This window comes from Acidimicrobiales bacterium, assembly GCA_036491125.1.
In the GTDB taxonomy this organism is placed as follows: domain Bacteria; phylum Actinomycetota; class Acidimicrobiia; order Acidimicrobiales; family AC-9; genus AC-9.
Genome location: DASXCO010000076.1, coordinates 1 through 25,299 on the forward strand (window position 1 = coordinate 1; position 25,299 = coordinate 25,299).

Consider the following 25,299-nt stretch of genomic DNA (forward strand, 5'->3'; position numbering starts at 1 on the left):
GGTGACGGGGCGCTACTTCTATCACCAACGTCCACGCGAGACGCACCCAGCGGCGAGCAGCCTCGAGGTGCAGGAAGGACTGCTGGCGACGTGCGCAGCGCTCACCGGGGACGAACTTCGGTGACCCGCGAGCGCTGGTAAGGCTCGAACCCATTCGATGCTCCCGAAACCGGGCGGGTTCGAGGTGGCCAGTCGCCGGCTACGAGAGCGGCGGAGCGCTCCTGTCGAGGTCTGGTCGGGAAGGCGGGATTTGAACCCGCGACCTCAGCGTCCCGAACGCTGCGCGCTAACCAAGCTGCGCTACTTCCCGTTGTTGCGATGCGGCCGAGCTATGGCTCGAGCCCTGCCGATCGTACCCGACGAGGCCCGCACGACGACCGTGGCGACGTGGCGCCGGTGTGGAGCGTCAGTCGCCGCCGTCCCCGGCGCCCGCCACCAGCGTCGGCACCGGCCGATACGAGGGATCGTGGTAGCTGCGCCCGGCCAGCACCTCGTTGATGGCTCGGCGCAGACGGAGCGGGTCGAGAGGCTTGACGATCCACCCGTCGGCCGCCGCCCGGCGGGCGAGGAACACGTCGGCCCGACGGTCGAGCAGCATCAGCACGCCGACGTGTGGCAGGCGACCCGCCGACTCCTCGAGGCGAACATCCAGACAGGTCGCCATGCCACCCATGTTGCCGATCTGGAGGTCGAGCACGACCAGGTCCGGGGGGCTTGCCTGGATGGCAGGGCCGACGGCGATACCCTTCGTCACTTCGGTGACGACGGTGTCGCGGGCGCTCAGGACGGATCTCACGTCCTCTCGCACGGAGGCGGAGTCACTGGCGATGAGGATGTGCGGCACATTCGAAGGGTAATCCGCCGGCCCGCCTGGGTACCATCCCGTAACCTTGCAGGTCCCGGCCAGGTCAGGCGGACGCCAGCAGCGGTAACAAGGAGGACTCCCCGTGCTCGACATCCAGATCGACTCGGTTGACGACTACACCATCTGTCGGCCGGTCGGTGAGCTGGACGCCTTCACGGTCAGCCAGTTTCGCCAGGCCCTGGCCCAGCTGGCCTCCAACCCACGCCTCCTGATCGACATGTCGGGTGTTCCTTTCGTGGACTCGGCCGGTCTGGGTGCCCTAATCGGCGGGATCCGGCGGGCGCGCGAGCTCGGCGGGGATGTCGCCGTCAGCTGCAGCCGGCCCACGTTGACCCGCCTGCTGCGGACCACCGGCTTCGACCGCATCGTGACCGTCGCCGAGACCGTCGAAGAGGCGGCGGCCTCCCTGGTGCCGGGGCCGTCCCCGACCTGACCCCGCTGGCTCAGGCGGCCGCCGGCCCGCCCTGTCCAAACAGGTGATCGGCGATCACGGCCAGCCCCTCGAGGTCGTGGACGTCGTCGGCCAGGAACGGCACCCGCGCCACCGGGGCGGGGGCGACCTCCGCGGCCAGGGCGGCGTAGTGACCCTCCTCGCGCGCCGACATGGCGCGCAGCTCGTCGCGGTTGGCGACCAGGGCAGCCAGAGCTTGGCCGTCCCCCGTGGCGCTGGCATCGACCGGAGCGGCCGCCGAACCCTCGGTCGCTGACGACCCGTCTGGCCGGGCGTCGAAGCGGGGATGCAGGCGGTTGACCACCAGGCCCTGCACGGCGATGTGCGATCGGCCCAAGCGCTCGGCGAAGAACAGGGCCTCGTCGACAGAGTCGCGTCGCGGCGAGGCGACGAGCACGAAGGCCGTCGAGGGCTGCGACAGGAGCTCCAGCACGCCATTGGCGCGGTTCCGAAAGCCCTGTTCCATCCCCTCGAAGGCCTGAAAGAAGGCCACGGTGTCGCTCACCATCTCGGCTCCCACCACCTTCGCCACGGTCCGGAGGAACGCCTGGGTCGCGACACTGACCGCGCGTAGGTACGCGCGGGTGGGCAGCACCAGCATGCGAAAGATCCGGTTGTCGAGAAACCGGGTCAGTCGACGGGGCGCGCTCAGAAAGTCGAGCGCGCTTCGAGTCGGTGGCGTGTCCACCACGATGAGATCGAAGCCGCCCTCCTCGTGCAGCTCGTACAGCTTCTCCATGGCCATGTACTCCTGGGTGCCGGACAGGGCGTCGGAGAGGTTGCGGTAGAGCCGGTTGTCGAGGATGCCGTGAGCCTGCTGCGGATCGTGGGCGTAGCGGACGACGAGATCGTCGAAGGTGCCCTTGGTGTCCAGCATGAGCGCCCATAGCTCGCCCGGCCACTTCCCCTCGACTCGTCCGGGGGTGTTCGTGAGCGAGCGCAGGCCGAGCGCGTCGGCCAGTCGACGGGCAGGGTCGATGGTCACCACGCAGGTCCGCCGGCCTTGGCGGGCCCCCTCGACGGCGATGGCCGCGGCCGTCGTCGTCTTGCCCACGCCGCCCGATCCACAGCACACGATGATGTTGCGTCCGGCGACGAGCGAGGCGAGATCGCTCACGAGGCCGACTCCGCGCTCTTGGGCCTGCCTCCCGGGCCGCCTGTGCTCCCGGGCTGGCCGCCCGCGCCGGCTGTGCTGCCGGGCCTGCCTCTCGGGCCGGCTGCGCTCCCGGGCCGGCCTCCCGGGCCGGCCATGACCTCCGGCAGGCGCTCCAGGCCGGCGGCGAGCGCATCGGCCAGCTGGTCGATCTCGCCCAACCCGATCTCGGTGGTGAACAGGTTCGGCAGCCACAGCTGCGGGAGCGGAAGGCCCTCCTCCAGCCGCCTCACCTGCTCTGCCTGCACCTCCTCCCGCCTCCGGCGGAACTCCGCCGCCGCCCCCAGCGCCTCAGCTTCCCCTGGCCCCAGCGCGACGCCGGCGAGAGCGGCGGCCTGGACCGGGTCGACCTCCAGGTGATCGAGGTGGGGGTAGATGCCGTTGACGATCACCGGGCCCAGGCTGGTGCCCACCCGGTCCTCCAGCTTGAAGGCGGTCTCCACCGTCTCGTTGACCGGAGTCTCTTCCGCGAGGGTCACCAGCACCACCTGGCAGCGGGACCCGTCGGACAGCAGCTCGACGACGTCCGCCGCCTGGGTGCGGATCGGACCCCCACGGGCCGAGTCCAGCAGGCCCTGGGCGCTGGTGAGGAAGGTGATGGCGTGGCCGGCGGCGGGGGCATCCACGACGATGAGATCGGCCTCCCGGGCCCGCTCGAGCTGCTTGACCTTGCCCAGGACCAGAATGTCCCGAATGCCCGGAACGGCGGTCGCCACCACGTCCAGCGCACCCGAGTTGACCAGGCGTTTCGAGACCCGCCGCAGGCCGTGGTCGACGAGGTACTCGAGCAGGGCGTCGTCCGGGGTGAGGGTCCTGGCCCTGATCTCGGCCATCCGCCCACCGTCGGGAGCCTCGGCGCCGTCAGGGCTCAGCACGGCCTCGTCGTAGGTCAGCAGCTCGGGATGACCGAGCGCCGAGGTGAGGCCGCTCTTGCCCTCCAGCTCCACGATCAGGACCGACAGGCCGGTGCGGGCCGCCGTGCGGGCCATGGCGGCGCTCACCGTCGTCTTCCCGACTCCGCCCTTGCCGGCGACGATAATGACGGAGCTCTGAGTGTAAAAGCCGGCAATATCCATGCAATTGGCACACTAGCCTTCGCTCGGCGGGGCCAAACTGCCTGGTCAGTGGCTTTTCTCGCAAGAAGACCCTTGTTGGGACGGCGCGCCAGGGGTAGGGTCAAAAGTTGCAGAGAGGGGGAGCCGTGAGCGTTCAACGAGTAGAGGAGGCGTGGCAGGTTCGAGCAGCCTGTCGGGGACCGCAGGCAGCGGTCTTCTTCCCGCCTTCGCACTTCGAGCGCAAGGACGAGCGCAATGTCCGTGAGGCCCGCGCCAAGGCCATCTGCGCGACCTGCACCGTTCGGAGAGATTGCCTGGATTACGCCCTCCGCATCCGGGAGCCCCATGGGATCTGGGGCGGCCTGAACGAGGTGGAGCGCAAGAGCATGCTGGCCGGGAGGGCCGGATAGGGCTCAGGCGGCGTCACCACTCGCCTGACTGTCCTCGGCCCTCGTGACCTGTAGCGCGTCGATCGCCATGATTGGCCCTCGTGCCGTGGCCCGGTCGTACGCGGTCGCCCGGCGCCTGGTTGCCGTCACGATGGCGCCGGTCGTGAGACTGCCCTGGGTACCCTTGCTGGCGATGGCGAGCGAGCCAGTTGGTCTGCCAACCGGGACCGAGCCGGAGACCGACCGGCCGGGTCACCTCGACTGGGAGCGCACCACGGTCTCCGGCCGGCCCGCCTGCTACGGCGTCGCCGGCAGGGGGCGACCCGTGGTCTTCCTGCACGGGTGGGCGCTGGGGCAGCACGCCTACAAGCGGGCCCTCAAGCGGATCGTCAACCTCGGGTACCGGGTCTACGCCCCCGCTCTTCCGGGCTTCGGTGGGACCGCCGATCTGCCCGGAGGGCCCGTCTCCTTCGCCGGCTACGCCGAGTGGCTGGAGGCCTGGTTCGCCGCGGTGGCGGTGAACGAGCCGGTCGCCTTGGTCGGCCATTCGTTCGGCGGAGGGGTGGCCATCAAGCTGGCCCACGACCATCCGGATCGGGTCTCCTCGCTCGTGCTGGTGGACGCCATCGGACACCCTGGCTGGCGCGTCCTGGGTAACCGGGCCCGGACCCTGTCGGAGCGCCCGCTGTGGGAGTGGGGCTTGCGCGTGCCGCTCGACGTGCTGCCCAGGCTGTCGTCGCGCCACCTGAGGTCGATCCTCGAGGATGTGCTGCCCAACGTCCTGGGCAACCCGCTGGCGCTGTGGCGCGTAGCCCGTCTGGTGCAGGGGTGCGACCTGACGCCCGAACTGACCGAGCTCAGGCGCCGGGGCCTACCCGTCACCGTCATCTGGGGTACGGACGACCGCATCGTCCCGCGGGCGTCCTTCGAAGGGTTGTGCGCGGCGCTCGGCTCGCGGGGCGAGATCGTCGACGGCAACCACTCGTGGCCGCTGACCAATCCCGACGCCTTCGCAGAGACCGTCGCCGCCGCCTTCGTTGCGGCCGAACGGGCGGCCGGTCGGCTCCCGCGTCCCGCCTGATCAAGACTTGGCGGAAGTGGGCGTCGCGCGCCGGCGCGCCGCGCCCACTTTCGCCCCGACGGCGACGAGCACCTACCCCAAGGTGGGCACGCGCGGTCCGGCCACCCGCAGGTCACCCCGCCGCCGCGTCACCCCGTTCGCGTCGAGGTGGGCCAGGAGGGGGAGCAGGAACTTGCGGGTCGTCCCCAGGCGGTCGCGGATCGAGGCCACGGTGACGCCCTCGGGGTGGGTCCGGAGCAGGTCCGCCACCACCCGGGCCGCCCCGTCCACCGCCTCGGCCGCGAAGAAGCATCCGTCGCGCTCGACGACCAGCCCGAGGCGGACCATCTCCCGCAGCTCCACCCGCTCGATCCGGCCCTCGTGGTCCGGAGGGCTGAAGGGCTCGGCGCGCAGGGCGACCAGGAACGGGTGCCCGGCGAGCCGCTCGTGGGCGTCTCCGCTCGCCGCCGGACGGGCCCAGCCGCCCTCGACGACCACCCCGTCCAGGGTGGCGGCGACGGCCCGGTGCCGCTCGTCGAGCGTCGCCAGGTCGAGACCGAGTGGTCCGGCGCCGGCGACGGCCGCGCCTACCGACTCGGTCACCTCGGCCAGGGCGGCTGGGTCCACGACCCACCGACCGGCGACGTCGGGGGGGCGGCGCTCGCCGGTAAGGCGTTCGAGGGCGTCGGTCTCGACCCACCCCCGCTCGGCCAGCACGCGCCCGATCGACCGGCTGGGGGAGGCCTTCGCCGCCGGCACCACGGGGTCCACGTCGAGGATCTCCCCGCCGCCGACCGTCTCGGATCGCCCGCTCTCCCGCAGCACGTAGCGGTCGCCAGGAAGGAGCGGAAGGGGCACCGGGAGATGGAGCCGGACGTGGCCCTCGGTGCCGGGCGTCAGGCTCTGGGCGCCGAGCACCCGGAGGCTGACGGCATGCTCGCCGGAGCCCACGTATGCCTGGTAGGCGCCCCGGCGGCTGACCTCGTGATCGACGGTCGCCAGCACCCCGAGGGCGCAGTCGAGCCTGCGGGCCAGGAACCACTGCTCCGGTCGGACCAGGGCGTCCCCGCGGGAGGGTCGTTCGTGGGCGATGCCGCTCAGGTTGACGGCCACCCGCCGCCCGGGGTCCGTCGACGCCTGGCTCTCGTTGTGGCTCTGCAGCGCCCTCACCCGCACCTTGTGCGGCCTCCGGACGTTGGGACCGACGACGAGCAGCTCCTCGCCCACCTCGAGGGACCCTCCGGTCAAGGTGCCGGTGACGACCGTGCCCGAGCCCCGGGCCGAGAAGGAGCGGTCGACCCACAGGCGGGGACGGCCGCGGTCGACAGCGGTGGGCGTGGAGACCAGGAGACGGTCGAGGGCGTGACGGAGCGCGTCGACTCCCAGCCCGCCGGGCGCGTCGACCTCCACGACCTCGGCGTCGGCCAGGAACGTGCCGGCCACGTGGTCAGCCACGTCCAGGCTGGCCAGCTGGCGCCACTCGTCGTCGAGGCCGGCGACCTTCGTGAGCGCAACCAGCCCCCGGTGCACGCCCAGCAGCTCCAGGATGCGCAGGTGCTCCTCCGACTGGGGCTTCCAGCCCTCGGTGGCGGCCACGACGAACAGGCAGGCGTCGACCGCGCCCACTCCCGCGAGCATGTTCTTGATGAACCGGACGTGGCCGGGGACGTCCACGAACGCCAGCTCGGCACCCGACGGCAGGCTCGTCCAGGCGAAGCCCAGATCGATCGTGAGCCCGCGCGCGCGCTCCTCCGCCAGCCGGTCGGGGTCGGTGCCGGTGAGGGCCTCGACGAGGGTTGACTTTCCGTGGTCGACGTGGCCGGCGGTGGCGAGAACGTGCACTATCCCGCCGCTGGCGGCTTCGTCGCCCCGGCGAGCGCCTTGGCCAGGATGGGATCGTCGGCGGGGTCGACGGTGCGGAGGTCGGCCACCGTTCGATCATCGGTGACCCTTGCGATCACCGGTGGGTTGTGGGCCCGGAGCGCGGCGGTGTGGTCCCCATCGAGGGCGACGCCGGCCGACGGGATGTCCAGGCCCGGCAGCGATCCCCCCCCTGCGACCGACGAGCACTCGACCGGATCGCCCGCGCCCATGCTCGCCGCCCGCTGGCGCAGCTCGGTCACCTCCGTGGTGGCCATCCGCCAGAACGGAATCGCGGCCGCATCCCGGCGCAGGTATGCGAGGAGCGTCTCCTGGAGCGCGCCGAGCACCAGGCCCCCCGGGCGCAGCGCCCGGGCGAGGGGATGACGGGCGCACATGGCCACCAGGTCGGCCCGCCCGGCGACCACACCCGCCTGCGGCCCGCCCAGAAGCTTGTCCCCCGAGAAGGTCACCAGGGCGGCGCCGGCTTCGAGGGTCTGGCGGGCGGCCGGCTCCCCGGCCAGCCACGGCGGGGGCCCGGCCGGCAGCCACGGTGTCCGCTCGTCGAGGAGCCCGGAGCCGATGTCGACGACGACCGGAGGCCCGAGACTGACCAGCTCGGCGACCGAGGCGGACTGGGTGAACCCGACGACGCGGTAGTTCGACTGGTGCACCTTCAACAACAGAGCCGGGTCCTCCGCCAGGGTGGCCGCGTAGTCGGACCGGCGAGTGCGGTTGGTGGTGCCGACCTCGACCAGGTTGGCACCCGAGGCGGCCATCACCTCGGGGATGCGAAAGCCGCCTCCGATCTCCACCAGCTCGCCCCGGCTGACGACGACCGGGTGGTCCCGGGCGAGGGCGGTCAGCACGAGCAGGACCGCGGCGGCGCCGTTGTTGACTACGAGGGCCGCCTCGCAGCTGGTCGCGCGCGCCAGCAGCGCCGCCGTGTGCGACTGGCGCGATCCGCGGCGGCCCGTCTCCAGGTCGAGCTCGAGGTTGACGCCCCGGATGGCGTGCGACTCGGCCGTAGGCCCGAGCGGCGCCCGGCCGAGGTTGGTGTGCAGCAGCACGCCGGTGGCGTTGATCACCGGGCCCAGCAGGCTGCGCGAGACGGAGTCTGCTCGGGCGGCGGCTGAGCCGGGATCGCCGGCGGCGATGGCTTCCCGGGCCGCGTCGACGAGCAGCGGATGCGGCAGGCCGGTGTCGGCGAGGCTCCTGGCCAGCGAGTCCACGGAGGGAGGCCTCACTCTCGAGAGCCTACCGGCGGGCTGTTCGCGGGGCCCTGCCGCCGTGCCACCATAGGGGCCACAAATGAGACGGCTGCTTCGTCCGCTGGCCGTGTTGGGGCTCTCTGGGGTGGTCGTGCCGTTCGCTGTGGGCGGCACGGTCCTCGCCTCGTTCCTCTATCTGCCCCTTCCCGCGGCCCTGCCTCCGGCCAAGCCGTCCGCGTCCGTGGTCAGCCACCTCCTCGATGCGAGCGGTCACGAGTTCGGGCAGCTCCACGCCTTCGGTCAGAACATCCCCGTCGCCGAGCAGGACATCCCCGCCGTGCTCGACCACGCCGTGATCGCGTCCGAGGATCGCAGCTTCTACGACGAGGGCGCACTCTCTCTGACCTCGACCATGCGGGCCGCGTTGGCCAACATCAGGGGCACGGTCCAGGGCGGGTCGACCATCACCCAGCAGTACGTCAAGAACGCGTACACCACCGGCCAGCGAACGATCGTGCGCAAGCTGCAGGAGGCCGTCCTGGCGGCCCAGGTCAGCCGGCAGCTACCGAAGCACGAGATCCTCTTTCGTTACCTCTCGACCATCTACTTCGGTGAGGGGGCCTACGGCGTCGGCGCTGCGTCGGAGGCGTATTTTCGCAAACCCGTGAGCCAGTTGAACGCGTCGGAGGCGGCCATGCTGACGGGGCTCATCCCCGCCCCCAGTTACTACGACCCGCTGGTCAACCCGGAGCTGGCCGAACAGCGACGGGTGACGGTCCTCGGCCTGATGCGCGACCAGCACTTCCTGACGCCCGAGGACTACGCCGCGGCGCTCGCCCAGCACGTGACCCCGGCCGCCCAGGCCAAGCTCGGGGTGCCGGCCACCGTCTTCTTCCCACCACAGCAGCAACAGATCGCCTATCCGTACTTCGAGGACTACGTGCGCCGCTACCTCCTGGCGAAGCTGGGACCGGAGGAGGTCTTCCACGGCGGACTCCAGGTCCAGACGACCCTCGACCCGGCGGTCCAGAGCGCAGCCGAGGCCACCGTGGCCAACAAGCTGAACGGCACCGCGCCCCCCCTCGACATGTCGCTGGTGTCGGTCGAGCCGACCACCGGCTATGTCAAGGCCATCGTGGGCGGGCGCGACTACGGCGCATCCCAAGTCAACCTGGCCCTCGGCGGCTGCCCGGACCGGCCGCCGCCCACCATCCATGAAGACGTCACCCCATCCTGCTGGGATGGGGGGACCGTGACCGGCGGCGGGGCCGGCCGCCAGCCGGGCTCGGCCTTCAAGGTCTTCACCCTCGCCACCGCCCTCTCCAAGGGATTCCTTCCCAGCCGTACCTATCCGGCTCCCGACGTGTACCAGGTGCCGAACTGCGCCGGTCCGGGCTGCACGATCCACAACGCCGAGGGGCAGGGGGGTGCTCCGGCCACCATCGCCAGCGCCACCTGGGCGTCCATCAACACGGTCTATGCCCAGATCATCCGGGACACCGGCGTGCACGACGTGGCCGAGATGGCCAAGCGCATGGGCGTCACCAGCGCCATCTACAACCCCCAGCAGTACGGCCTCTCCTACACCCTGGGCGTGATCGGCGTCTCGCCGCTCGACATGGCCTCGGCCTACGCCACCTTCGACAACCACGGCCTCAGGATCGAGCCGTCGCCCGTCATCAAGGTGACCGACTCGAGCGGCAAGGTGCTGCTGGACAACTCGCATCCCAATGGCGAGCAGGTCATCAGCCGGCCGGTGGCCGACAACGTGACCGACATCCTGAAGGGCGTGATCTCGCAGGGCACCGGCAACCCCAACGCCGACCTGGGGCGTCCGGCCGCGGGTAAGACGGGCACCACCGAGGGATTCCACGACGCCTGGTTCGTGGGCTACACCCCGACGCTGTCCACCGCCGTCTGGATGGGCAACTTCGACTCCGAGTCCAAGCCGCTGACTGGGGTCAAGGGCGTCGGCGAGGTCTACGGGGGCACCATCCCCGCCCAGGCCTGGCACGACTTCATGATCCAGGCGCTCCAGGGGGTGCCGGTCACCGACTTCAGCCAGCCGCCGCCGCTCGTCGCGCCTCCGCCCCCAGGCGTCTCGCAGGGGGCGCAGCAGACCCCGGACCAGACCGGGCAGGGGGGCCCGTACATCTTGCAGCCCACCACGCCGCAGGCCCAGGAGCCGACCACGACCACGGCGCCCCCATCGTCGACGACGACCACGACGACGACGGCACCGCCACCTGGCGGCACCACGACGACCACCGGTCTGCTGCCGAGGCGGTAGGCGCGCGCCGCGGTCGAGCTGTCAGGACTTGGGCCCCGCCGACGGAGGAGATCCGCCGGGGCAGCTCAGGACCTGTTCACAGGCGGACTGGATGGGCACCCCGAAGTAGACCCCGTCCGAGGTGAAGCCGAGCGGGCTGTAGGTGCGCGACGCGACGCCCACGACGTCGCCCTGACCGTTGATCAGCGGGCCTCCCTGGAAGGAGGTGCCGACCGCGGCGTCGCTCTGGAGCACGTTGGACGAGGCATCGGCCACGCTTCCGCTGGTGATCGAGCCACCGGCTGCTCCCAGGCCGGAGACGGCGTAGACGCGGTCGCCGACCTTCATCGGCGCGTCGCCGCTGGCGAAGTTCACGGTCTTCTCGTTGTCCCGGTTGAGCGTGAGCAGGGCCAGGTCCTTGGCCGGCTGCCACGACCACAGCGTCGCCGGGGTGTCCGTGTCGCCCTTGCGCACGTAGATCTGAGGCGCCGGCTGGTGCGTCGCCGCCTGGACCGTGTTGTAGGACGTCACCAACAGCGTCTTGCCGTTGCCCGACGACACCGCGAAGGCCGACCCCACGGAGGGCTGTCCGTTGGCGTCCACGGTGTGGACGAACCAGACCGCGGCCTGTGTCTTCTTCAGCAGGTTGGCGACGGTGGCGCCCTGCGACTGCACGCTCTGAACGGGACCGAGAGAGCGCTGGATCGCCGCTTGGGCGTTCGACTGGTCGGCCTGGATGGTGCCCACGGCGGTCTTGAAGCGCTGGTCGAACCCGTCGACGAAGGAGCCGACCCGCTGGTTGGTCTGGTTGAGGCGGTACTGGTAGTAGGCGTAGAGGATCGTGCCACTGAGGGCGGCCCCCACCGAGGCGGCCACGATCAGCGAGACCATCCCCCGCATGGTCTTGGGAAGGAGCCGATGCCGCCACGTGAGCGGCGCGGTCGCCGCTGCCGGAGTCGTCCCGGCGCCCGCTGACCCGCCAACCGCTGACCCGGCAACCGCGGCGCCGGCCGCCGCCCCGGCCGCGTCGCCGGCAGGACCGCGTCTGGCGCCTGCGCTCCGGCCGGCGATCGCGTCGGGCTCCTTGACGCGTTTGACCGCTTTGGTCGGTCCGACCGATCTGACCTCGTCGGTCGGATTGGCCACCTTGTCGGCCGCTTCGACATCGAACGGCGGCGCACTTGCGGCCCGACGCCCGTTGCCCGTCATCCGGCGGGGCGGTGGAGGCGGCGGCGGGAGCGTGCTCCTCGTCGAAGTTGCGTCGCGTCGCGATGGCGCCCCGTCCCGGGCGGCGCGTCGCGATGGCGGCCCGTCCCGGGCGGCGCGTTGCGATGTCGCCCCGTCCCGGGCGGCGCGCCGCTCGGCGGGCGGCCCGGCGGACCTCCAGCCTTGGGCCGATCGGACGCGTCTGGTGCCGTCCCTCAGCTCCCCTGCCCCCGACCCGGCGTCATCCGGGTCGAGCTTGCTGCTCCCCATCGGGCAAGAGGGTAGCTCGCGGCGGGCGCCACGATGAACGCTGTCTGACGCCGTAGCGATTCGGTAGGTGATTCTCAGCCCGCGTCGAACTAGAACTGGGTCATGCCAGACCGAGACACGGGAAGCCGGCGGCCGGTCTCGCTCGCCAAGGCCGCTGAATATCTCGACCTCCCGGCCCAGTCGGTCGAGGCATTGGTCGACAAGGGGTACCTGGCCGCGCTCGGCGCCGGGAGCAGCGGGCCCGAGTTCGCCCTGGTCGATCTCAAGGCCTTCCTGGCCCGCAACGCCGACAACGGATCGGGCAACATCCTCGATGCCGCGCTGGACAGCGTCGATCCCCAGACCCTGCTCGATGCCCTCGACGGACGTTCCGAGGAGATGGCCAGGAGGGCGTTCGAGATCTTCTCCACCGTGTTCCCCGAGTCCCGGGGCTGGTCGCTGTCCGAGCAGGCGCGCTTCATCGATCAGGCCCGGGCTCGGTTCGAGGCGATCCTGGCTGTCACCGGCCAGGGCGCCGAGGTCGACGAGGCGCTCGTCGGCGACCTCCAGGAGGTCGGAGCGAGCGCCGCTTGGGCCGGCTCGCCGCTCCCGCAGCTGCTCGTCGTGCTGCGCATCTCACGCGACCTCGTTGTCCAGACCGCGGTCGAGCTGGCAGAGGAGCGGGGCCGGCACTGGGGCCTGGCCCTGTCACTGTTGCTGACGCGTGTCCTGCCGGCCATGGACCGGCTGACCGACGCGCTGGCCCAGGGCTACTGGGCCGCCGTGGTCGAGGAGCAGAAGGAGAGCCGGGCCCGCTACGAGAATGTCGTCGAGCACTCCTTCAGCGGCATCTGGGAGGTCGATCTCGAGGGTCGAATCCAGTACGCCAATCCCGCCCTCGGGATCATCCTCGGTCGCCCGACCGACGGGTTGGTGGGCACGCCGCTCACCGACATCGTCGTTCCTCTGGACACCAACTCGGAGCTCGACGCCCTCATCACCGAGCCGCTCGAAGGTGCCGAGGTGCTCGAGCTCACGATCGTGCGTGCCGATGGCGTCCGACGGGTTCTCGAGGTGCGCACCATGCCCCGCTATCACGACGCCGAGCTCGTGGGCTTCCAGGGGGTGGTGCGGGACACCACCACTGCGCACGATCTGGAGGCGGAGAAGAACGAGTTCCTCGCCCTCGTCACCCACGACCTGCGGACCCCGCTCAGCACGATCCTGGGTCTGGGCTCCACCCTCGAGGCCCACGGCCGCGAGCTCGGGCCCGACCACATCCAGCGCACGGGCGAGTCCATTCGCCGCCACGCCGAGCGCATCGCCCGACTGGCCGACGACCTCTACGACGTGAGCCGGCTGGAGGCCAGCTCGCTGCTCCTCGCCCCCCGACCCGTCGATCTGGCCCGGGTGGTCGAGGTTGCCCTGCATTCGGTGGACCTGCTCTCGAACGAACCAAGCCCCTCCGTCGAGGTGAAGGTGCCGACGGGCACGGCCGTGCTGGCCGACCCGCGGCGACTGGAGCAGGTCGTGGCCAACCTGGTGGAGAACGCCCTGGTCCACGGGGCCCCGCCGGTCGGCGTCGAGCTCCGTCGGGCCGACGGCGCCGAGGTCGAGCTGGTGGTGGTGGACCATGGCGGCGGAGTCGCTCCGCTGATGGTCCCCAGGCTCTTCAGCCGGCTCCAGATCCTGGCTCTGCGAGAGCGGGATCGGGCGCGGGGGACCGGCCTCGGTCTCTCCCTGGTGCGAGGCCTGGTCGAGGCCATGGGCGGCCGAGTCTGGTACGAGCCGGCGCCAGAGGGTGGTGCCTGCTTCGCGGTGACCCTCCCCGTGCCCCATCACTCGGGGTCGATCGACAGCTGACCGACCGATCGGCCGGAGAGCTGGCCGGCGAGCTCAGCCGTCGAGCGCGGCCTCGACCCTGTCCAGCATCCGGGCGGTGCAGCCCGACATCTCGACCAACGGGAGGATCTCGTCGACGATGCGACCGGCGATGGTGGCGAACGCCTCTGCGGTCGGTCCCTCGCCATCGAGCGCCACCGGGTGCCCGGTGTCGCCTCCGGCCGCCACCGCCGGATCGAGAGGCACGGCGCCGATGAGGGGAGCGCCGATCTCCTCCGCCACCCGCTGGCCCCCGCCCGCCCCGAACAGCGGGTAGGCCTGGCCGTGCTCGCACACGAAGGCCGTCATGTTCTCGATCACGCCCGCCACGCGCAGGTAGCCCTTGCGGGCCATGTCGGCGGCCCGGGTGGCCACCTTGGCCGCGGCGAGGGCCGGCGTCGTCACGATGATGAGCTCGGTGCGCGGCAGCATCCGCGCGAGACCCATCTGGATGTCGCCGGTGCCCGGCGGCATGTCGACGAGGAGATAGTCCAGCTCGCCCCAGCGGACGTTCTCGATGAAGTGTTGAAGGGCCCGGTTGAGCAGCAGGCCTCGCCACATGATCGCCTCGTCCTCGCCTTCGGCGAGAAAGCCCATCGACACCACCTTCAGCTCCCCCGAGCCGACAGGCTTGGTGATGGGGATCATCGACCATTCCTCGGTCGTCCCCTCGGCCTCGATCCGTCCTTCGATGCCGAGCATGCGGGGGATCGAGAAGCCCCAGATGTCGGCGTCGAGCAAACCCACGGTGAGGCCCCGGGCCGCCAGGGCGGCGGCGAGATTCACGGTGACCGACGACTTGCCGACCCCGCCCTTGCCGGACGCCACGGCCACGACCCGGGCCCCGGGGGGGATCGCGGTATCGGCGGCCTGCTCCCGCGCCTTCCATCTGGCCCGCGACATCACGCGGCTGCGCTCCTCGCCGGTCATCTCGGCCATGCGGACCTGCACCGAGGCCACCCCGGGGAGCCCACCGACCCTGGTCTCGACGTCACTGCGCAGCTGGGTACGCAGGGGGCAGCCGGCGATGGTGAGGGCCAGGTCGACGTCGACGGCGCCACCCTCGGCGACCTCCACGCCCCGGACCATGCCGAGGTCCACGACGTTGTCTCCCAGCTCGGGGTCGATGACGCCGCGCAAGGCGTCCACGACAGCCTCGTGGGGCGGGGGAGAGGCGGCCTTGGCGGTCACGCGTGAATTCTACCGGTCTCGAGCAGTAGTATTCGCCACGTGGCGAAGATAGCGGCACGGCCGGCGGCAGCAGGGGAGGCGGCGCCGCCCGGGGGGCCGAAGGCGCCAGGGGCCCGGCTGGCGGTGTTCAGGGCTCTGGGGGACCGCACGCGCTACGCCATCTACAGCGAGGTCGTCTCGTCGTCGGTGCCGCTGTCCACGTCCGATATCGCCGAGCTCCTCGACCTCCACCCCAATACCGTCCGACCTCATCTCGAGCGGCTGCGAGAGGTCGGCCTGCTCGAGGTCGAGTCGGCCAGCCAGGGAAGCGTGGGTCGACCCCAGCACCGGTACGTGCTCAACCCCGACGCCCCATCCCTCGGCCTCGAACCACCGGCGTACCCGCTGCTCGCCGACTTGCTGGCCCAGCTGGCGGCCGTGCTCGGCGCCCGGGACGACGACGTCGCCGAGGTGGGCCGGTCGTGGGGCCGCCACGAGGCGGAGAGTCTCGGCGGGGCCGACGGCGAGCTGGGGGCCACCGGCGTGTCGGAGGACAGCCCGTGCGTCGCCGCCCTCGTGGGCGAGCTGGCGGAGCTGGGCTTCGACCCGACCACCAAGTGCGCCGAGTCCCGGACGACGGTGGCATTCACCCGCTGTCCGTACCAGGAGCTGGCGGAGGCGCATCCGGAGCTCGTGTGCTGCCTGCACCGGGGCATCGTGGAGGGCATCGTCGAGCGGATGGGCGGGGCGGCGGTCGCCAATTTCGCCACCCTGGCCGATCGGGATCCCTGCCGGGTAGAGCTCGTCGTCCGGTAACCTTTTGACCGAGAGTCCGAGGAGGCACGATCCGTGAGCATGACGTCAGTGAACATCGGCCGGCGGCCCAGCCCCATCATGCTGACCGACCAGGCGACGACGAAGGTGGCGGACCTCCTGGCCCAGGAGGGCAACGCCGAGCTCGCCCTACGGGTGGCCGTTCGACCGGGTGGCTGCTCGGGCTTCAGCTACGAGATGTTCTTCGACTCCGAGCTGGAGAGTGACGACATCGTCCGCAGCTTCGGCGCGGTCAAGGTGGTCGTCGACCCCGCCAGCGCCGAGCAGCTCGCCGGCGCCACCCTCGACTACAAGGACGGCCTTCAGGGAGCGGGCTTTCATATCACGAACCCGAATGCGACCCGCACCTGCGGGTGTGGTTCGTCCTTCAGCTGATCTGCGGCGCTCGGGGTCGCTGTCGCATCAGTAGCGATGTCCGTCAGCCTCGTCGTTGACGGTCAACCGGTCGAGGTCCCCGACGATGGGTCCTCCCTGCTCGAGGTCCTGCGGGACCGGCTGGGTCTGCGCTCGGCAAAGGACGGCTGCAGTCCCCAGGGCCAATGCGGGTGCTGCACGGTGTGGATCGACGGGGCGCCCCGCGTCGCCTGTGTGACGCCGGCGCGACGGGTGGCCGGCCGCTCGGTGACCACGCTCGAAGGTCTCGACCCGGACCGCCTGGAGAGCTGGGCCGATGCGTTCTCCGCCACGGGGGCCAGCCAGTGCGGGTTCTGCACGCCGGGGATCGTCATGCGGCTGGCGGCCCTCCAGGAGCGAGGCGACGGGTCTGTCGAGGAGTCGGCCGTCGAGCGCGCGTTGGCCGCCCACCTCTGTCGGTGCACGGGGTGGCGAACGATCGTCGACGCCGCCCGGCTGGCTGGGAGCTGCCAGACCGGCACGACGCGCGCCGCGGCGGGTCGGGACCTCACCGCCGCCGCCCGCCGGGCCGCGCTCGAGGGCGGGGCGCTCCAGACCGTGGGGCCGTCCGTACCGCTCGGCCAGGGTGGCTTCGCCGACGACACCGCGCCTCCCGACGCGCTGGTCGCCGTGCCGGATGGCGCTGGCGGGTGGGCCGTCGCCGAGACCCTGAGGGAGGCTCGGGCTGCGGCCGGCAAGGTCCAGGGGCGGCGCAGCACGATCGAGCTGCAATACCCGCTCGAGGTGCCGCCCGGCCCGTGGCGGCAGACCCTGCGCACGACATGGGTGGAGCCTGCCTACCTCGAGACCGACGCCTCGTGGTGTCGCCCGGGAGGCGAGCCGGCCACACCTCTGGCCAACGGTGGCGCCTTCGGCGCCAAGCTGGCGTCGCCAGCCCCCGACGTCGCCCGCCGGCTGGCCGACGAGCACGGCCGCCCCGTGCGGGTCCTGCTCTCCCGCGAGGACACGGTGCGGCTCGGCCCCAAGCGGCCTCCCGTGGCGGCCGGTGTCGGGTTGGACGGCACCGGGGTGATGCGCGTGGTCCGGACCCCCGGCGTCGCCGACGCCGTCCATTCGGTGGCCCCGGGGATCATCGTCGAGGAGGTGGATGTCGCCGGACCCCCGACCTCGGCCGCCATTCGCGGCGCCGGATGGGTGGAGACGGCCGTGCTCCTGGCCGTGCTCTCTGGCCTACGAGATGACAGTGGGCTCGAGCGGGGGTCGGAGATGCGGGTGGAGCTGGGGTCGGGGGCGACGGCCGAGGCGTCGATCGCAGCTGACGGTGCCGTCGGGGTCCGGGTGTCGTGCGGGCTGCCCCTCGACGACGTGGTGCTGCGCTCCTACTGCACCGGCGCCGCCCACATGGCCCTTTCCTGGGTGCGGTCCGAAGGCCTCGCCGTCGACGAGGAGGGTGAGCCGTGTGATCTCACGATCCGGTCGTTCGGCATCCTGCCGGCGCGGGAGACGCCGGCGGTCCACGTCGAGATCGTTCACAGCGAACGGTCTCCCGTCAATGGCTCAGACGCTGTCTTCGCCGCCGTGGCCGCAGCGGCGTGGTTGGATGCCGGGCTGACCCAGGACTGGCCCACCGGCGGGCCCGACCGCCGAGGCTGAGCGGCACGGGCCGATCGCGGTCAGAGCGACCAGCGGGGCTGTCCGAAGCGGTAGCCCACGGAGCGCACGGTCTGGATGAGATTGGCGTGCTCCTCGCCCAGCTTGGCCCGAAGGCGCCGAACGTGGACATCCACGGTGCGGGCCCCTCCGAAGTACTCATAGCCCCACACCCGGCTGAGCAGGATCTCCCTGGTGAAGACCTTGCCGGGGTGGGTGGCGAGGAACCGCAGCAGCTCGTACTCCATGTAGGTGAGATCGAGCGGTCGACCCTCGACAGCCGCCTGGTAGGTCTCCAGGTTGAGCGCGAGTGGCCCGTGCTCGACCAGCTCGGGTCGGCCCCCGCGTCCTGTGCGTACGAGGAGATGCTCGAGACGCGCGGCGAGCTCGGTGGGACGAAACGGCGTCACGCAGAAGTCGTCGAAGATGTCCTCTCTCGATGGGAGGCTGCCCACCTGGTGGGCGTCGATCAGGACCAGGATGGGTTCGAGCGGCGGCTCCCGCTTGCGGAGCGCCCGGCACAATGCGAAGCCGGCTTCGGCCTCCTCGTCCACCGACACCACGGCACCAGCCCATCCCTCGACCGGCTCCCTGGCCGAGGCCTGCTCGGCCATGGTCGCCGCGTGCCACCGGTAGCCGGCCAGCTCGAGAGCCTGGATCAGATTGATCGGAGCGGGGTCCGGGAAAAGGAGGAGGGGCTCCACTGGGTTCCTTGGTGTCTTACAGCTGGGGCAGGTAGCGGTCGAGCTCGAACTGGCTCACCTGGGTCTTGTAGTCGACCCACTCGGCGCGCTTGTTGCGGATGAACCATTCGAACACGTGCTCACCCAGGGTCTCGGCGACGAGCTCCGAGCCTTCCATGGTGGCGATGGCGTCGGCCAGGCTCGCCGGCAGGGGACGGATGCTCTCGGACGCCAGCTCCTCGGGTGTCATGGCGTAGAGGTTGGTGGCGGCCTCCGGGGGCAGCTGGTACCCCTCCTCGATGCCCTTGAGGCCGGCGGCCAGGACGACCGCGAACGCCAGGTACGGATTGCAGGCGGGATCGGGTGCCCGGTACTCGATCCGGGTGGAGTCGACTTTGCCCCGCTTGATCACCGGTACCCGCACCAGCGCCGATCGGTTGTTGCGGGCCCACGAGAGATAGACCGGGGCCTCGTAGCCGCGTACCAGGCGCTTGTAGGAGTTGACCCACTGGTTGGTCACGGCGGTGATCTCCGACGCATGCCGCAGCAACCCGGCGATGAACCCCTTGGCCACCTTGGACAGGCCGTGCTCGTCGCCCGGGTCGTGGAAGGCGTTGATGTCGCCCTCGAAGAGCGAGAAGTGGGTGTGCATGCCCGATCCCTGCACACCGGCCAACGGCTTGGGCATGAAGCTCGCGTGCACGGAGCGCTCCTGGGCGATCTCCTTGACCACGAGGCGAACGGTCATGACCGTGTCGGCCATCGTCATGGCGTCGGTGTAGCGAAGGTCGATCTCGTGCTGGCTGGGGGCGTCCTCGTGCTGGGCGTACTCGACCGGGACGCCCATGTCCTCGAGCGTCAGCACGGTGCGCTTGCGCAGGTCGCCCGCCAGGTCCGCGACGGTGAGCTCGAAGTACGAGCCCCTGTCGAGGGGACGGGGCGGATGGGACGGGTCAGCATCGGCGAAGTAGAAGTACTCCAGCTCGGGGGCGGCGTAGAAGGAGAAGCCCCGCTCCCGGGCCCGCCCGAGCGAGCGCCGCAGCACGTGGCGGGGGCAGCCCTCGAAGGGAGAGCCGTCCAGGTTCGAGATGTCGCAGAAGACCCGGGCCACGGCGCCTTCCTCGGTTCGCCAGGGCAGGATCTGGAACGTCTTGGGATCGGGCCGGGCCAGCACGTCGCTCTCCTGGATCCGGCTGAAGCCGTCGATCGCGGAGCCGTCGAAGGTCATGCCCTCCTCGAGGGCGTTCTCCAGCTCGGCGGGGGTGATGCTGAAGCTCTTGGGCGTCCCCAGTACGTCGGTGAACCAGAGCTGGACGAAGCGGACGCCCCGCTCCTCGACCATCCTCAGCACGTATTCCTCTTGGCTCTGCATCGCTGTCCTCCGGATGGGTGCCCCGACGGGGCTCTCCTCGACCGACGCGCACTAGTCTCGCAGGCGCCAGACGCCCTGGACGCCCGGTTCACAGCATGTTCACACTGGGGTAACAGGTGGGAAATGCCAGGTGACAAAGCTTTCTCTGTTCCCGCCAGCGGTTGACGTCGAGCCATAGCCGGCCTGCAGGGCCGGCCCGAATGACACAGGAGGGCCAGTGGATCGGACACCGGCCGAGGTGCTGCGCCTCGCCCAGGACGAGGAGATCGAGATCGTGGACTTCCGGTTCTGCGATCTGCCGGGGCTGACCCAGCATTTCTCCGTGCCCGTCACCCAGCTGACGGACGACGGCTTCGAGGAGGGCTACGGCTTCGACGGCTCCTCGATCCGGGGATTCCAGGAGATCCAGGAGTCGGACATGATCCTCGTGCCCGACTCCAACACGGCGGTCGTGGACCCGTTCCGCCAGCACCGGACACTCAATATCAACTGCTTCGTCAAGGATCCGGTGACCGGGGAGAGCTACACGCGCGACCCGAGGTACGTGGCCAAGAAGGCGGAGGACTACCTGATCTCGACGGGGATCGCCGACACCGCGTACTTCGGTCCGGAGGCCGAGTTCTTCGTCTTCAACGACGTCCGCTTCGAGCAGGACCAGCGGTCGGCGTTCTACGCGGTGGACTCGATCGAGGGCATCTGGAACTCCGGCAAGGACGAGGGACCCAACCTCGGGTTCAAGCCCCGCTACAAGGAGGGGTACTTCCCCGTTCCGCCGATGGACCACTTCCAAGACCTGCGCTCGGAGATGATCCTCACCATGGAGCGCATGGGGATCGACATCGAGGTCCATCACCACGAGGTGGGCACGGCCGGCCAGGCGGAGATCGACATGCGTTTCGACACGCTGCTGTCGATGGCCGACAAGCTCATGAACTACAAGTACATCGTGAAGTCGGTCGCCCGGGACGCCGGGTACACGGCGACATTCATGCCCAAGCCCCTCTTCCAGGACAACGGTTCAGGGATGCACACACACCAGTCGCTGTGGAAGGGCGGCGAGCCGATGTTCTACGACGAGACCGGCTACGCCGGGCTCTCCGACGAAGGGCGCTGGTACATCGGCGGGCTCCTCAAGCACGCCCCGGCCATCCTGGCCTTCGCCGCCCCGACGACCAACTCGTACAAGCGTCTGGTGCCCGGCTACGAGGCGCCCGTCAACCTCGTCTACTCCCAGCGCAACCGCTCGGCCTGCTGTCGGATCCCGCTCTACTCCAAGAGCCCGAAGGCCAAGCGGGTGGAGTTCCGGTGCCCCGACCCGTCCTGCAACCCGTACCTGGCGTTCTCCGCCATGCTCATGGCCGGCCTCGACGGTGTGCAGAACCGCATCGAGCCCCCCGACCCGGTGGACAAGGACCTCTACGACCTTCCCCCGGAGGAGCTGGCCCTCGTTCCCCAGGTTCCCGGCTCTCTCGAGGCCGCCCTCGATGCGCTCGAGTCCGATCAGAAGTTCCTCCAGGTCGGTGGCGTCTTCACCCCTGACCTGGTCGAGACGTGGATCGAGTACAAGCGGACGCGCGAGCTCGATGAGATCCGCCTCCGCCCCCATCCCTGGGAGTTCATGCTCTACTACGACATCTAAGATCCGCGCCGGTGTAGGAGGCGGCGGCCAACAAGCCGACTCCCTCGACGCACCTTCGGTCTTCTTCATGGTCGCCGTACTCGTGGTCACGACGCCGTAGCGATTAATCCGTCGACGGTGAGGCTCGTCGTCGCTACCGTGCGTTCACTCATCCCGAGTGGCCGAGGGTCCTGGCCCGATGCAACGCCAGGACCAATGAGGAGGAACCGGCTTGGCTTGCCTCGATCGCTTGCAGTTCCGTCTCGCCCAGAATGCGGACACCGAGCGAATCGCCGCCCTTCACGCCGACAGCTGGAGCCGACATTATCGGGGCGCCTACTCCGACGCCTTCCTCGACGGCGACGTCGCGAGTGATCGCCTCGCCCTGTGGAGCGACCGGTTCGACCAGCACGATTCGGGTGCCTGCACGATCCTCGCCGAGCACGACGATGCATTGATTGGCTTCGCTCACACGATCTTCCACTTCGACGCCACGTGGGGTGCGCTCCTCGACAATCTCCACGTCATCCACGGACACAAGCGACGTGGGCTCGGATCTCGCCTCTTGGCGCTGACCGCCGCCGCCGTCGCCGAGCGATCGGACAGCGAGGGGTTGTACCTCTGGGTCCTCGAACAGAACGTGGATGCTCAGGCGTTCTACGACGCGTGCGGAGGCAGATGCGTGGAGCGGGCTCCCGTGCCAGCCCCAGGAGGGGTTCCGGACCGGCTCAACGGATCGCCATCCGGGCTGCGGTACGTCTGGCGCGACCCGTCTGCATTGGCTGAGGGCAGCCGCTCGTTGTTGCGTGGATGAGCCTTCTTCGCGATCGGATCACGCCGCCTCGGCCACCGCCGTCCAGAAGTCGGTGAAGCCGTCGAGCGGGCTCGTCATCGCCCGCTGGGTCAAGAGGACGGCGACGGTGCCGCGTACCGGGTCCACGTGCGCCGTCGTCCCCGTCCCACCGGTCCAGCCCCAACGACCGGGCGCCATCCACGGGTGGACGGCCTCCGCATCCACCCCCGTCCCCAGGCCCCATGACCCCCCTTCTCCGACGATGGGCGCCGCTTGCCGGCGCTGCTCATCGGTGAGGGCGTCGGCTGTCATCAGGGCGACCGACTCGGCGCTCAGCACGGGACCGCCGCCGTCGGCCATCGCGCAGAAGAAGGCCAGGACGTCCCCGGCAGAGGACAACAGGCCCGAGCTCAGCTTCTCGAAGCTCGGCGGGCGGGCAAAGAGGCCGTCCGGCGGGTCCAGGACGTCGAGCCCCTCGGGCCCCGGCAGGTAGGCCGTGGCCAGCCGGTCGACGCCACTCGTCCAGAAGGTCGTGGACGCCATGCCGAGCGGTCCCGTGATGCGCTCGGCGACCAGCTCCGACAGCGGCTTCTCGGCGGCGCGGGAAAGCAGTACCCCGAGGAGGTCGATGCCAGTGTCGTACAGCCATCCCTCCCCCGGCTGGAAGGCGAGCGGCAGGTCGGCGACCGTGGCCACGAACTCGTCTCCGGACATGGACGGCGTCAGCGGACCTGGGTGGACGCCCCGCTCCAGCATGGCGCTCCGCACCGGGGTCTCGGCTATCCCCACTCCCCAGCCGGAGGTGCAAGTCAGCAGGTGCCTGACCGTGACGGGTCGGGCCACCTCGGTGGTGGCATGAAGCGGGGCGTCGGGGGACACGAGGACGCGCGGGCTCGCCGCCTCCGGCAACCAACGTGCGATCGGGTCATCGAGGTCGAGCGCACCGTCGGCCACGAGGCTGAGCGTGAGGGTGCCGCCGATCGGCTTGGTGAGCGAGGCGATGCGGAACAGCGTGTCGTCGCGCATCGGCGCGCTCTCCGGCTCGACAGCCATCCTGCCGCCGGCCCTGATCTCCACCTGGGCGCCGATGCGGACCGCGCCCACGTACCCGGGGATCCTGCCCGACGCGACCTGCGCATCCTGTACCTGCCACACGCCGTTGCGCTCTTTCTGTGTCACGCGCGCTCCTCCAAGATCGTCGAATGGTTGCGACTGGCCCTGTCGTTCCAGCTCATCGGTCGATGCGCGATTCCGCAGTGAGCGGGGCCACCACGTGCTCAGCCAGGTAGGCGATCTGCTCCTCGCCGGGGTCGAACAGCGAGATGTAGGAGATGCCGGTCCGATCTCGCCAGTGACGGAGCTGGTCCCGCAGCTCGGGCCCGGTACCGCAGAGGTAGAGGGTCGACCCGTCCATCTCGCTTCGGGTGATCCCCGAGGTCTCTGCCTCCTTGGCGATCGCGGCGGCGCCGTCATCGCCGACGATGACGGTCGGCACCATCGTGTTGAGCTCGATGGCGTCAGGATCCCGCCCCTCTGTCTCGGCTCCCTCCCGCACCCACGCCGCCTTCTGTGCCATCCGCGCCATCGTCGAGTCGGGCAGCGAGTCGATCACTGACCAGGTACCCGAGCTCTGGCGAGGGATCATCGAGACAGCGTCGGCGACGCGCCCGCCGAGGTGCATGACGGCCCGCCCACCGCCGCCGATGAGGAGGCGAGGCCGGACTGGAGCGCGGGCCACCATCGGAGAGTCCGTCACGCGGTAGAAGCGACCGTGCATGGTGGTCGACGGCTCGCTCCACAGCCGTCGCACGAGCGACACCGCCTCAGCCAGCCTCGCCACCCGGTCGGCCGCCGGCTCGAAGGGCCGGCCGGCGGCGGCGAAGTTGGCGGCGACGTACCCGGCGCCGAGCCCGAGCTCGAACCGGCCGCCCGACATGCGATCGAGGGTCGCCGCCGACTTGGCGGTGAGCACTGGGTCCCGCAACGCCGTGTCGAGCACCAGGGTCCCGACCCGTATCCGCTCGGTGACCGCGGCGATGGCCCCCAGTGCGGCGACGGGCTCCCACTGGGGCACGACCAGATGATCGGTGAGGGTGATGTGCGAGAAGCCGAGCCGCTCGTAGGTCAGGACCCGGTCGACCCAACTCTCGATGGGCAGGTCCCAGAAATGGAGGCCGAAGCGGAACGGGTGGGGCACCGCAACGGCATGCTACCGATGTCGCCCGCTCGCGACTTGGCGCAGCGACCTCGGCGGGCCCTACAGTTCCCCACCCCGAACACCAGGAGGAGAGATGAAGCTGCGGGCTGGGGCGTTGGCCGTTCTCGTTCTTGGGGCGCTCGGAGGAAGCGTCCTGCTCCCGGGGGTCGAGGCCGCGAGCGCGGCGTCGCTTCCGCCCCTGCCGCTCGTCTATACGTGCTCGGCCACCGACACGATCGCACCGACGGGCGCCAGTACGCTCACAACGGTCGGAACCTCGGTGTGCAGTGGCCTGCTCGCCCAGCACGCCACGACGAGCATCGAGTTGGTGACCCCGATCCCGTTGATCAGCCTGTCGGTGCCGCTCTCGACGAGCTCGGCCTCCTGTACGTCGTGCACGTCACTCATCGGCCATGACAGCGCGACAGTTCTACCGGCGCCGGGGGTGAGCTACCAGGGGAGCTACATCGACACCATCACCGCACCAGCGGGATCGTCATTCCTGCCCTCGCCCGGGTGCACCCCCGTTCCACCCAACGTTCTCATCTGCGCGGCCACCAGCACGTACACGTACTGATGACGGGGCAGGCAGGGATCAGTTGAAGATGCCGTCGCGAAGAGCCAGGCCCACTGCGCCCGCCCGGTCGCGCACTTCGAGCTTGCGGTACAGCGAGTGGAGGTGGGTCTTCACCGTCTCCTGACCGACGAAGAGGCGCTCAGCGATCTCGCGGTTGGCCAGGCCGTCCACCAGGAGGGCGAGTACATCGCTCTCACGCTGACTGAGGCCCAGTCGGGCACCGGGCCAGCCGCCCAGATCCCTGGAGCGGCCCATGGCAAGGGCCAGCCGGGAAGCGAGGGTCGGATCGATCACCACCTGCCCGTCGCGCGCGCGCTCGAGGTGATGGACCAGCTCGACCGCTCCCAGCGACTTCAGCAGGTAACCAGCGGATCCTGCCCGGAGAGCCTCGAACATGCGACG

General features: G+C 70.5%; 23 protein-coding genes and 1 tRNA gene. 11 read left to right on the forward strand and 13 right to left on the reverse strand.

Translation table 11 applies throughout. From position 1 onward, the window contains the following. Nucleotides 1-232: 232 nt before the first annotated feature. Nucleotides 233-310: transfer RNA gene (locus VGF64_06430), tRNA-Pro, on the reverse strand. Nucleotides 311-406: 96 nt separating this feature from the next. Further along, a complete protein-coding gene (locus tag VGF64_06435) occupies nucleotides 407-844 on the reverse strand; it encodes a response regulator (GenBank protein HEY1634376.1) in 438 nt (145 codons plus the stop codon). 103 nt (nucleotides 845-947) lie between these two features. Between VGF64_06435 and VGF64_06440 the strand changes: the two genes are divergently transcribed. Then, entirely contained in the window at nucleotides 948-1,298 is a 351-nt protein-coding gene (locus tag VGF64_06440) for an STAS domain-containing protein (protein HEY1634377.1), read from the forward strand. A gap of 10 nt (nucleotides 1,299-1,308) precedes the next feature. Here VGF64_06440 and VGF64_06445 read toward each other — a convergent pair whose 3' ends face one another. Together VGF64_06445 and VGF64_06450 are read right to left on the reverse strand one after the other, a co-directional pair. Further along, a complete protein-coding gene (locus VGF64_06445) occupies nucleotides 1,309-2,433 on the reverse strand; it encodes an ArsA family ATPase (GenBank protein ID HEY1634378.1) in 1,125 nt (374 codons plus the stop codon). Beyond that, a complete protein-coding gene (locus VGF64_06450) occupies nucleotides 2,430-3,545 on the reverse strand; it encodes an ArsA-related P-loop ATPase (GenBank protein ID HEY1634379.1) in 1,116 nt (371 codons plus the stop codon). Before VGF64_06450 ends, VGF64_06445 begins: the two co-directional genes overlap by 4 nt. 125 nt (nucleotides 3,546-3,670) lie before the next feature. Here VGF64_06450 and VGF64_06455 point away from each other — a divergent pair, with 125 nt between their 5' ends. Further along, nucleotides 3,671-3,934, forward strand: coding sequence for a WhiB family transcriptional regulator (locus VGF64_06455; protein ID HEY1634380.1), 264 nt, complete (start codon nucleotides 3,671-3,673; stop codon nucleotides 3,932-3,934). A 172-nt stretch (nucleotides 3,935-4,106) separates the two neighbouring features. After that, nucleotides 4,107-4,994 carry an alpha/beta hydrolase gene (locus VGF64_06460; protein ID HEY1634381.1) on the forward strand — a complete coding sequence of 296 codons (888 nt, stop codon included), beginning with the start codon at nucleotides 4,107-4,109 and terminating at the stop codon, nucleotides 4,992-4,994. A gap of 72 nt (nucleotides 4,995-5,066) precedes the next feature. Here VGF64_06460 and selB read toward each other — a convergent pair whose 3' ends face one another. Further along, entirely contained in the window at nucleotides 5,067-6,815 is a 1,749-nt protein-coding gene (selB, locus tag VGF64_06465; GenBank protein HEY1634382.1) for a selenocysteine-specific translation elongation factor, read from the reverse strand. Further along, nucleotides 6,815-8,080 (reverse strand): L-seryl-tRNA(Sec) selenium transferase, encoded by a 1,266-nt coding sequence (selA, locus tag VGF64_06470; GenBank protein ID HEY1634383.1) that lies wholly within the window; start codon nucleotides 8,078-8,080, stop codon nucleotides 6,815-6,817. Before selA ends, selB begins: the two co-directional genes overlap by 1 nt. A 64-nt stretch (nucleotides 8,081-8,144) precedes the next feature. Between selA and VGF64_06475 the strand changes: the two genes are divergently transcribed. Further along, on the forward strand, nucleotides 8,145-10,334 hold the full coding sequence (locus VGF64_06475; protein ID HEY1634384.1) for a transglycosylase domain-containing protein: 2,190 nt from the start codon (nucleotides 8,145-8,147) through the stop codon (nucleotides 10,332-10,334). Nucleotides 10,335-10,355: 21 nt separating this feature from the next. On the opposite strand, the gene VGF64_06480 is transcribed toward VGF64_06475, so the two are convergent. Further along, nucleotides 10,356-11,789 carry a serine protease gene (locus VGF64_06480; protein ID HEY1634385.1) on the reverse strand — a complete coding sequence of 478 codons (1,434 nt, stop codon included), beginning with the start codon at nucleotides 11,787-11,789 and terminating at the stop codon, nucleotides 10,356-10,358. Nucleotides 11,790-11,891: 102 nt separating this feature from the next. Between VGF64_06480 and VGF64_06485 the strand changes: the two genes are divergently transcribed. Beyond that, entirely contained in the window at nucleotides 11,892-13,631 is a 1,740-nt protein-coding gene (locus VGF64_06485) for an ATP-binding protein (GenBank protein ID HEY1634386.1), read from the forward strand. Nucleotides 13,632-13,664: 33 nt separating this feature from the next. Here VGF64_06485 and VGF64_06490 read toward each other — a convergent pair whose 3' ends face one another. After that, a complete protein-coding gene (locus VGF64_06490) occupies nucleotides 13,665-14,840 on the reverse strand; it encodes an Mrp/NBP35 family ATP-binding protein (protein HEY1634387.1) in 1,176 nt (391 codons plus the stop codon). Between the two features lie 39 nt (nucleotides 14,841-14,879). On the opposite strand from VGF64_06490, the gene VGF64_06495 reads away from it, so the two are divergent. The 3 genes from VGF64_06495 to VGF64_06505 are packed head-to-tail and all read left to right on the forward strand — an operon-like array spanning nucleotide 14,880 to nucleotide 17,660. After that, nucleotides 14,880-15,635 carry a helix-turn-helix domain-containing protein gene (locus VGF64_06495; GenBank protein HEY1634388.1) on the forward strand — a complete coding sequence of 252 codons (756 nt, stop codon included), beginning with the start codon at nucleotides 14,880-14,882 and terminating at the stop codon, nucleotides 15,633-15,635. A gap of 39 nt (nucleotides 15,636-15,674) precedes the next feature. Next, nucleotides 15,675-16,028, forward strand: coding sequence for an iron-sulfur cluster insertion protein ErpA (erpA, locus tag VGF64_06500; protein HEY1634389.1), 354 nt, complete (start codon nucleotides 15,675-15,677; stop codon nucleotides 16,026-16,028). 36 nt (nucleotides 16,029-16,064) lie between these two features. Then, nucleotides 16,065-17,660 (forward strand): 2Fe-2S iron-sulfur cluster-binding protein, encoded by a 1,596-nt coding sequence (locus VGF64_06505; protein ID HEY1634390.1) that lies wholly within the window; start codon nucleotides 16,065-16,067, stop codon nucleotides 17,658-17,660. A 20-nt stretch (nucleotides 17,661-17,680) separates the two neighbouring features. On the opposite strand, the gene VGF64_06510 is transcribed toward VGF64_06505, so the two are convergent. Together VGF64_06510 and VGF64_06515 are read right to left on the reverse strand one after the other, a co-directional pair. After that, nucleotides 17,681-18,361: a response regulator transcription factor gene (locus VGF64_06510; protein HEY1634391.1), complete on the reverse strand. Its 681-nt coding sequence runs from the start codon at nucleotides 18,359-18,361 to the stop codon at nucleotides 17,681-17,683. Between the two features lie 16 nt (nucleotides 18,362-18,377). Continuing rightward, nucleotides 18,378-19,712 carry a glutamine synthetase family protein gene (locus VGF64_06515; GenBank protein HEY1634392.1) on the reverse strand — a complete coding sequence of 445 codons (1,335 nt, stop codon included), beginning with the start codon at nucleotides 19,710-19,712 and terminating at the stop codon, nucleotides 18,378-18,380. A 217-nt stretch (nucleotides 19,713-19,929) separates the two neighbouring features. On the opposite strand from VGF64_06515, the gene glnA reads away from it, so the two are divergent. Both glnA and VGF64_06525 read left to right on the forward strand, forming a co-directional pair. Next, nucleotides 19,930-21,351, forward strand: a complete 1,422-nt coding sequence (glnA, locus tag VGF64_06520; protein ID HEY1634393.1) for a type I glutamate--ammonia ligase — start codon at nucleotides 19,930-19,932, stop codon at nucleotides 21,349-21,351. Nucleotides 21,352-21,562: 211 nt separating this feature from the next. Further along, a complete protein-coding gene (locus VGF64_06525; GenBank protein ID HEY1634394.1) occupies nucleotides 21,563-22,144 on the forward strand; it encodes a GNAT family N-acetyltransferase in 582 nt (193 codons plus the stop codon). An 18-nt stretch (nucleotides 22,145-22,162) separates the two neighbouring features. On the opposite strand, the gene VGF64_06530 is transcribed toward VGF64_06525, so the two are convergent. Both VGF64_06530 and VGF64_06535 read right to left on the reverse strand, forming a co-directional pair. After that, nucleotides 22,163-23,302: a serine hydrolase domain-containing protein gene (locus tag VGF64_06530; GenBank protein ID HEY1634395.1), complete on the reverse strand. Its 1,140-nt coding sequence runs from the start codon at nucleotides 23,300-23,302 to the stop codon at nucleotides 22,163-22,165. A 52-nt stretch (nucleotides 23,303-23,354) separates the two neighbouring features. Next, nucleotides 23,355-24,320: a TIGR03621 family F420-dependent LLM class oxidoreductase gene (locus tag VGF64_06535; GenBank protein HEY1634396.1), complete on the reverse strand. Its 966-nt coding sequence runs from the start codon at nucleotides 24,318-24,320 to the stop codon at nucleotides 23,355-23,357. Between the two features lie 94 nt (nucleotides 24,321-24,414). Between VGF64_06535 and VGF64_06540 the strand changes: the two genes are divergently transcribed. Next, nucleotides 24,415-24,897 (forward strand): hypothetical protein, encoded by a 483-nt coding sequence (locus VGF64_06540; protein HEY1634397.1) that lies wholly within the window; start codon nucleotides 24,415-24,417, stop codon nucleotides 24,895-24,897. An 18-nt stretch (nucleotides 24,898-24,915) separates the two neighbouring features. Here the strand turns inward: VGF64_06540 and VGF64_06545 are convergent. After that, nucleotides 24,916-25,299: response regulator transcription factor (locus VGF64_06545; protein HEY1634398.1), on the reverse strand; the 384-nt coding region annotated here is incomplete at its 5' end.

Excerpts from the sequence above, each read along its gene's own strand:
- VGF64_06450 (HEY1634379.1), bottom strand. The coding sequence starts at position 3,545 with ATGGATATTGCCGGCTTTTACACTCAGAGCTCCGTCATTATCGTCGCC.
- erpA (HEY1634389.1), top strand. The coding sequence starts at position 15,675 with ATGACGTCAGTGAACATCGGCCGGCGGCCCAGCCCCATCATGCTGACC.
- VGF64_06515 (HEY1634392.1), bottom strand. The coding sequence starts at position 19,712 with ATGCAGAGCCAAGAGGAATACGTGCTGAGGATGGTCGAGGAGCGGGGC.
- VGF64_06485 (HEY1634386.1), top strand. The coding sequence starts at position 11,892 with ATGCCAGACCGAGACACGGGAAGCCGGCGGCCGGTCTCGCTCGCCAAG.
- VGF64_06480 (HEY1634385.1), bottom strand. The coding sequence starts at position 11,789 with ATGGGGAGCAGCAAGCTCGACCCGGATGACGCCGGGTCGGGGGCAGGG.
- VGF64_06475 (HEY1634384.1), top strand. The coding sequence starts at position 8,145 with ATGAGACGGCTGCTTCGTCCGCTGGCCGTGTTGGGGCTCTCTGGGGTG.
- VGF64_06460 (HEY1634381.1), top strand. The coding sequence starts at position 4,107 with ATGGCGAGCGAGCCAGTTGGTCTGCCAACCGGGACCGAGCCGGAGACC.
- VGF64_06540 (HEY1634397.1), top strand. The coding sequence starts at position 24,415 with ATGAAGCTGCGGGCTGGGGCGTTGGCCGTTCTCGTTCTTGGGGCGCTC.
- VGF64_06505 (HEY1634390.1), top strand. The coding sequence starts at position 16,065 with ATGTCCGTCAGCCTCGTCGTTGACGGTCAACCGGTCGAGGTCCCCGAC.